Here is a 7,443-nt window from a genome sequence, read left to right on the forward strand (position 1 = left end):
CGGCAGGGCTCGATGACCGCTCGGTCGGGCCGAGTTCCTCGGCAAGCGCCACGACCTCGGCGTGCGCGAGATGGACGGCCGGGTACGCCTGCTCGGCCGCACGGCCGGCCGCCACCAGTGCGGGGCCGAGGCTGAACGTCTTGTCGGCGGGATTGCGAATCAAGTAGTCGGCGCCGGCGAGGCCGGCGGTCACCGCGTGGCATGTGGCCTTGTTCATGCCCAGTGCTCGGGCGATGTCACCGGCTGCGCCTCTGCCCGGCGCGGGGCGGAGAAGTTCTCCCGTACCCCTGGCGCAACCAAGCAATCTTTCGAATAATCGCCCTCTAAGTTCGTATATTCGAGGAGCGGATCATGGGTGGCCAGGCGCGGGCGGCAGTCTTCCTGGGGAACGGGACCTACGAAGTGCGGGAGTTCCCGATCCCTGATCCGCCGGTCGGCGGCGCGGTGCTCCAGGTCGAGGCGGTGGGCATGTGCGGAAGCGACGTCATGCAGTTCCACGGGCAGAGCCACGTCCCCGGGGAGGCCAGCCCGGTGATCCCCGGACACGAGATCGTCGGCCGACTGACCGCCGTGACCCCAGAGGCGGCGGCGAATTGGGGGGTGGCCGAGGGCGACCGCGTGTGTGTCGACGAGATCGTCAAGTGCGGCCGGTGCGCCTCCTGCCTGGCAGGCGGTACGGGGCTCTGCGCGAACCTCCAGCTCTACGGCTACACCATGGGCCCGGACCACGAAGGCGGCCTGTGGGGCGGATACGGCGAGTACCTCCGCCTCCTGCCCAACACCCACGTGATGAAGGCCCCCGAAGGCCTCACACCCGCGGAACTGACCGTGTTCGAGCCGCTCGCGAACGCGCTCAACTGGGTGACGTCGGTACGGGTCGGGCCCGGCGACGTCGTCGTGGTGCAGGGCCCGGGGCATCAGGGCCTACTCTGCGCGTCTGCCGCCCTGGCCTGCGGTGCGAGCCAGGTCATCGTCACGGGAACCGGCGCCGACGCTCTGCGCCTCAAGACCGCCACGGCGTTGGGCGCGCACGCGGTGGTCGACGCCGAGGCGGAGGACGTGGTTGCCCGTGTCGGCGAGCTGACCGGTGGGCGTATGGCGTCGGTTGTGATGGACCTGACGCCGGTGACGGCCACCGTGCGTACGGCGCTCGAGCTGACGGGCAACTCCGGCGCCCGGATCGCCTTTGCGGGCCTCAAGCACTTCACCCCGGTCGACGGCCTGCTCACCGACCTGATCACCCTGAAGAACATCACCATCCAGGGCTGCGCCGGGTCCACCCCCGGTTCCATGGAGCAGGCCGTCCGGCTCCTCGCCGACCGGCCCGACATCGCCCGCACCATGGCGGGTACCCACGTGACCCTCGACACCGTCGAGCACGGCATCGCCCTTCTCGAGCGCCGCGCGGAGGGCGAAGACGCGGTGCACGTAAGCCTGGTGCACCAGCACTGACCCCATCCTGCGCCGGCGTGCCTCACTGCACAGTCGATGGGCGTGTTCCGCCTCGTTCCTCCTAGGAGGCCGAACACGCCCACCGGGGACGGCACTACCGGCTCGCCGCCGAGCGAGAAGGGCGCGGTGGGGTTTCGAGGGTCTGACGGCAGCGGTTCGGGTGCCCGGTCTGGCAGTACCGGCACATGCCACACGCCGCAATGGTGGTGATGACCACGTGATCGTCCGGCGCGACGGTGGTGACGCCCGCACCACACTCTCCACGACGCCGGCCCCTTCGTGACCGAGCACCGCGGGGGTCGGCCACTCGATCACCCCGTCCAAGACGCTGACGTCGCTGTGGCAGACACCAGTCGCGGCGATCCGCACCAGCACCTCGCCGGCCTCGGGGGCGCGGACTTCGACATCGTCCCGCGTCTCGACACCGTTTCGGGTGTGGACGATCGCGCGCATTTTCGTCTCCTCACTGCCGTGGCAGAAGCGTTCAGGGTGCCGCCGTCGGTTCAGGCACCGCGGTGCACGGACTTGCAGGCCTTCACATCGTCGACGCATCGGTCGTCCCATCCGTGCCGCGAGCCAACACGCACCTGCTCGTCACCGCCCTGGCCGAGTATGGGGCGGAACGGGTCGCGCAGGTGTGTTGACGAGTCCAGCGCCCGAGTGCCGGCGCGGTTCACCGTCGGAGGCAGGCGCCCTCGATCACGTGGTCCTGGAACAGACGCCGATCTGCGACAGGTATCGTCTGGTCGTCATGATCCGTGACCGACCGGGGCTCCGGCGTAGCCGACGACAGGGGTGAACCCGCAGGTGGACCGCGCAGTTGAAGGGCCACGAGTCGGCGTCGGGCACACGCCTGTCCACCACCAGGCGGTGGCCGAGGCGGTGGCGGCCACGCTGAGGCGGCGCATCCTGAACGGTGAACTCGGCGACGGCGACGTCCTGCCCAAACAGGACGACCTGCTCGCCGAATTCCAGGTGGGCAGGACCACCCTGCGCCAAGCCATGTGGATTCTGGAAACCGAGGGCCTGGTCACGGTCCGCAGAGGCAAGGTCGGCGGCGCGGTCGTGCACGCCCCGCGCCCGCAGGACGCCGCGCATATGTTCGGCATGGTCATGCAGGCACGCCGGGTCCCGTTGGAGGACTTGTCGCTGGCGCTGCGCTCCCTGGAGCCGGTCTGCGTGGGGCTGTGCGCACGGCGGCCCGACCGGGATCGTACGGTCGTCCCGGAACTCCAGTCGGTGCACGACGAGATGATCCGCCATCTGGACGACGGCGCGGCGTACATCCGCGCGACGCGCGGGTTCCACGAGGCGATCGTGCGCAACTGCGGCAACCAGACCATGCAGATCCTGTTGTCCGCCGTCGAGGAGCTGTGGAGTCGGCAGGAGCGACTCTGGATGACCGAGGGTCTGCGGGAGACCGGCCGGACCACCCGGCTGGCCGGGGCCCTGGAACACGCCCAGTTGATCGAGCTCATCGCCGCCGGGGACGACGTCGGCGCGTACCATCTCGCGGTGCGCCACCTCGAAGGCGCCCACGCCTTCCCGCTGAGCGCCCACGGAAGCCGCCCGGTCGAAGCCGGAGACTGAACAACGGTCGCAAAGGGCCGGATCACTCCGGTGGCCCGCGCTCGGCACATCTACGACGAACTGCGCACTGTCGGCGTGCGCCGGTACGAGCACAGGGGCCGCACAAGGCACGGCGCATTCGCCGCTGCCTGGGGCGTGCTTGACGGCCAGGTCCTTCCGTCGATGTACGCGGTCTCTTCTCGCTGTCTCAGGACAGCAATTGCCGGATGGCCGGGCTGTTGAACGGGTGGATCACCGAAGACCCGGACCGTGACCGGCCCGAGGTGGCGACGGCGCTTGCCCGGCAGTGGGACAACTATCACCGGCACGCGGTCCAGGGCACCGACGCGCCCGTTCCGCCGCCGGTCAAGCCGGAACGCCGGCGGGCTCGCGGCGTCCTCAAACATAGCCATCTTTTATTCCTGGTGGTCCCTTGTTCTCCTTAACATATGCATGATAGCTATGTTTCAGGCCGACTCGGCCGACCTTCCCGGGCGTGCCCATCCGGCGCCGGCCTGTCTGCTGCGAGAGGACTCCGATGACTGACGACAAGCGCGTGCTGTACATCTCCGCCGTCTACGACGAAGCGGAGATCGAGGCGGTCAACCGCGTGCTGCGCAGCGGCAAGCTGGGAATCGGAGCCAACGTCGCGGAGATGGAGCGCCGTGTGGCCGAGATGACCGGCAAGCGGCACGGCATCATGTGCAACTCGGGCTCGTCCGCGCTCTACCTGGCGGTCGAACTGCTGGACTTGCAGCCGGGCGACGAGGTCATCACGTCCCCGCTGACCTTCTCCACCGATGTCGCCCCCATCGTCCGGGCAGGTCTGGTCCCGGTGTTCGTGGACGTGGAGCCGGACACCTTCAACATCGACGCCTCGCTGCTGGAAGCGGCGGTGTCGGACAAGACCAAGGCGATCCTCCTGCCCAACCTCGTGGGCAACGCGCCGGACTGGGACGTCGTCCGTGAGGTCGCCGATCGGCACGGTCTGAAGGTGATCGAGGACGGCTGCGACTCCCTTGCGCCCAAGCTGCGTGGCACGCCCACCGCGACGCGCGCGGACATCTCGGTGACCAGCTTCGCGTTGTCGCACATCATCACCGCGGGCGGCACCGGCGGCATGGTCCTGGTCGACGACGACGCGCTGCGCGAGCGCTGCCTGTTGCTGCGTCGCTGGGGGCGGCGCTCCGAGGTGCAGGTGTTCGGAGGTGTGGGGGAGCGCAGCTACTGGGAGGACCTGGACGGGGTCGCGTACGACAGCGGGTTCATCTTCGACGAACTCGGCTGGAACTTCGAACCGAACGAGATCAGCGCGGCGTTCGGCGTCGAGCAGCTGAAGAAGGTGCCGGTCAACTTCGCCCGTCGGCGCCGCAACTTCGCGCTCTACACCGAGTTCCTCGCGCAGTACCCCCAGTACTTCATCCTGCCGCGCGAGCTGGAAGGGCTCGAAACGGCCTGGCACACCTATACGTTCCAGATCCGTCCGGACGCCGGGTTCACCCGCTCCGACCTTCAGCAGTACCTGGAACCGCGCGGCGTCGACACCCGCACGGTGTGGACCGGCAACATCACCCGGCACCCGATGCTGAAGAACTCCACGTACCGCATCGCCGGCGACGGGCTGCCCAACGCCGACCAGGTCATGCGGCAGGGCATTCTCGTGTCCGGCAACCACGGCCTCGGTGACGCGGACATCGCCCGCGTCACCGGCCACATCGCCGACTTCCTCAAGACGCTCTGACCGACACTCCGAACGGATGCTCCGAGGCGCGCGCCGCCGCGGCGCGCGCCACCATCGGGGGGACTTCCCCACGACCAGGAAAAGAGGCAGGAGTGTCGCGCTTGCAGGACCGCGTCGCCGTGATCACCGGGTCAGGCGCGGGAATCGGGAAGGGCATAGCCCGCCGGTTCGCCGCGGAGGGCTGTCGGATCGTCGTGAACGACATTCGCGAGGAGCCCGCCCGTGCGGTGGCGCGCGAACTCGCCGAGGACTTCGGCGTCGACACGCTCACCCTGGTGGGCGACGTGACCGACCGGGACTTCGCGACGGGACTCGTCGCCGAGGCGGTCGACCACTGGGGGCGGATCGACGTCCTGGTCAACAACGCATGGGGCGGCGGACGTACCAACCGTCTGGAGAACAAGACCGACGCCATGTTCGCCCATGGCCTGAACATGGGGCTGTGGGCGGGCTGGTGGACCATGCGGGCCGCTTTCGAGCCGATGCGGGACGCCGGGGGAGGCTCGATCATCAACATCTGCTCGCTGAACGGCGTCAACGCGCATTTGTACACAGCCGAGTACAACGTCGGCAAAGAGGCCCTTCGCGCGCTCACGCGATCAGCCGCACGCGAGTGGGCCGAGCACCAGATCCGCGCCAACGTCATCTGCCCGGGCGCCAAGACCGAGGCGTTCGCGGCGTTCGCCGCGGCCAACCCGGAACAGGCCGCGGCCGCCGAGGCCAACAACCCCATGGGCCGCATGGGCGACCCCGAGACCGACATCGGCGGGGCCGCGCTGTTCCTCGCCTCCGACGACTCCCGCTATGTCACCGGCAACACGCTGTTCGTCGGCGGCGGCAGCCACATCAACGGCGTCGTCTGGCGGCCGGTTCCCGAAGAGGACCGGGAGGACGGGGCATGAGCGGGGAAGAAGATGCGGGTGTCGCGCCACACGGCGGCACGTTGGCCGGACGCGTGGCGATCATCGCCGGAGCCGGCGCGGGGATCGGCCGTGCCACCGCGCTCGCGCTCGCGGAGGCCGGCGCCGACGTCGTCCTTGCCGCGCGTCGACCCGAGCCGCTGCGCGAACTTGCGGACGGGGTACGGAAATCCACCGGACGGCGGGCACTGGCCATCCCCACCGACATCGCGGATCCCGACGCGGTCCGCGCCCTGGTGGACGGAGCGGTCGCCGAACTGGGCCGTCTCGACGTCGTCGTGAACGTCGCGACCTACAACCCCGGAGGTTTGCTGGAGAACCTTGAACGGGACGAGTTCCGCCGCGCCTTCGACATCAACGTCCTGGGCGTGCTTGAGGTCACTCGCGCGGCGCTTCCCCACCTGCGCCGCTCCAGGGGCGGGTCGATCGTCCAGATCAGCAGCGAGGCTCCGCGCATGAAACTCGCCGGGCTCGCCGCATACGCGTCCACCAAGGCGGCGATGGAGACCGCGTCCGCGATCCTGGCGCGTGAGGTCGGCGGCGACGGAATCCGTGTCAACGTGGTGGCGCCGGGGACAACCGAGAACGCCAAGCTGTCCGCGTGGATCGAGGAACTCGCCCGGGAGCGGAACACCACGCCCGCGGCCGTACGTCACGAAATGGTTGAGGACACCGCATTGCGGCGCATCACGCTTCCCGAGGACATCGCCGCTACAGTCCTCTTCCTGGCTTCCCCCGCCGCCCGCGGCATCACCGGGACCGTGACGCACGTGAACTCCGGTCTGATTCTCGAACCGTAGCCTTCACCGACCCTCCGGTTCTACCAAGTTCGCGGCGTACACATACCCGAAGGCCTCACGGCTCACGAGGCGTCGCGTGTGATGCCGAGCGGGTCGGCCAACACCCGGGCGACGACCTCGCCTGCGGCGCCACGAACAGCGCCTCCGGCGGCGAGGGCTGATGCACGGATGTCGGGGGTGCGGCCCCGTGTTCGGCTGCCGCCCCGGTCAAGCGCCGCTCGGACATGCGGGATCAACCAAGGGGCCAACCGGGCGTGCAGGCCGCCGAGGACAACGGCAGCCGGGTCAAGCAGATTGACCGCGGCGACCAGCGCGGTGCCCAGGCCTTCGCCGGCCTGGCGCACCGCGCGGTGCGCACGGTCGTCGTTGCTCTCCAGCCGCCGTAAGGGTTCCGCGACACCAGTCGAAATCGGTTCCGGGGCACGTGGCTTCGTGCCGACATCTGCTGTACGCAGGACGGGGTCCTGGCCCACCACCTGCTCCAGGCAGCCCCTCATGCCGCAGCGACAAAGGGCACCGCCGGGATCGACGATGACGTGGCCGATCTCCCCGGCGGCGCCGTGGGCACCGCGAAGGAGCTCCCCGGCGACGACGATGCCCGCACCGACGCCGGTCTCGCCGGAGATGTGGACGTAGGCGCCGAGTTCGCGGCCCGCACCGCGTTTCCTGGCTCGGAGCGCATCGAGATCGTGCGCCGCCTTGATCTGCAGCGAACGGCCATGCCCATCAGATCGCAGATGAGGCCGGGCGTGGCCGCGATGACCTCGGGACGGGCATAGTGCATGGCGGCCGCGCCGAACAGAATCTCCAGCCCAACTCCAGCCGGTGTTGGCGTCGCCGAGTCCAGCGGTTGTCGCAGCCCTGCGACCGCGCGCGGGGTCCACGGGGAGCACATAGCCCGTCTTGTTTTTTACCGCGCGGGGCTCGCACGTGAGCCCCGCCGGGATCGCGACTTACGCAT

Annotated in this window: 6 protein-coding genes and 2 pseudogenes; 6 read left to right on the forward strand and 2 right to left on the reverse strand. The window is 69.4% G+C overall.

What is annotated here, in order from left to right; genetic code table 11:
- Positions 1–351 precede the first annotated feature (351 nt).
- Positions 352–1,452: a zinc-dependent alcohol dehydrogenase gene (locus AB0C36_RS32760; protein ID WP_358361360.1), complete on the forward strand. Its 1,101-nt coding sequence runs from the start codon at positions 352–354 to the stop codon at positions 1,450–1,452.
- Positions 1,453–1,546: 94 nt separating this feature from the next.
- Here the strand turns inward: AB0C36_RS32760 and AB0C36_RS32765 are convergent.
- A pseudogene (locus tag AB0C36_RS32765) lies at positions 1,547–2,004 on the reverse strand (alcohol dehydrogenase catalytic domain-containing protein).
- On the opposite strand from AB0C36_RS32765, the pseudogene AB0C36_RS32770 reads away from it, so the two are divergent.
- The 5 genes and pseudogenes from AB0C36_RS32770 to AB0C36_RS32790 all read left to right on the forward strand — a co-directional run.
- Positions 1,938–2,096: pseudogene (locus AB0C36_RS32770) on the forward strand (GMC oxidoreductase); the annotation flags it as partial. The pseudogenes AB0C36_RS32765 and AB0C36_RS32770 sit on opposite strands and share 67 nt — an antisense overlap.
- A gap of 163 nt (positions 2,097–2,259) precedes the next feature.
- Entirely contained in the window at positions 2,260–3,042 is a 783-nt protein-coding gene (locus tag AB0C36_RS32775) for a FadR/GntR family transcriptional regulator (protein ID WP_358361364.1), read from the forward strand.
- Between the two features lie 517 nt (positions 3,043–3,559).
- Entirely contained in the window at positions 3,560–4,762 is a 1,203-nt protein-coding gene (locus AB0C36_RS32780; protein ID WP_358361367.1) for a DegT/DnrJ/EryC1/StrS family aminotransferase, read from the forward strand.
- A 92-nt stretch (positions 4,763–4,854) separates the two neighbouring features.
- Complete coding sequence (locus AB0C36_RS32785; protein ID WP_358361370.1) at positions 4,855–5,664, forward strand: SDR family NAD(P)-dependent oxidoreductase; 810 nt, start codon at positions 4,855–4,857, stop codon at positions 5,662–5,664.
- On the forward strand, positions 5,661–6,482 hold the full coding sequence (locus tag AB0C36_RS32790; protein WP_358361373.1) for an SDR family NAD(P)-dependent oxidoreductase: 822 nt from the start codon (positions 5,661–5,663) through the stop codon (positions 6,480–6,482). Before AB0C36_RS32785 ends, AB0C36_RS32790 begins: the two co-directional genes overlap by 4 nt.
- A gap of 62 nt (positions 6,483–6,544) precedes the next feature.
- Here AB0C36_RS32790 and AB0C36_RS32795 read toward each other — a convergent pair whose 3' ends face one another.
- Positions 6,545–7,366: an ROK family protein gene (locus AB0C36_RS32795; RefSeq protein ID WP_358361379.1), complete on the reverse strand. Its 822-nt coding sequence runs from the start codon at positions 7,364–7,366 to the stop codon at positions 6,545–6,547.
- Positions 7,367–7,443 lie beyond the last annotated feature (77 nt).

Source organism: Streptodolium elevatio (genome assembly GCF_040649515.1).
Taxonomy (GTDB): Bacteria; Actinomycetota; Actinomycetes; order Streptomycetales; family Streptomycetaceae; genus Yinghuangia; species Yinghuangia elevatio.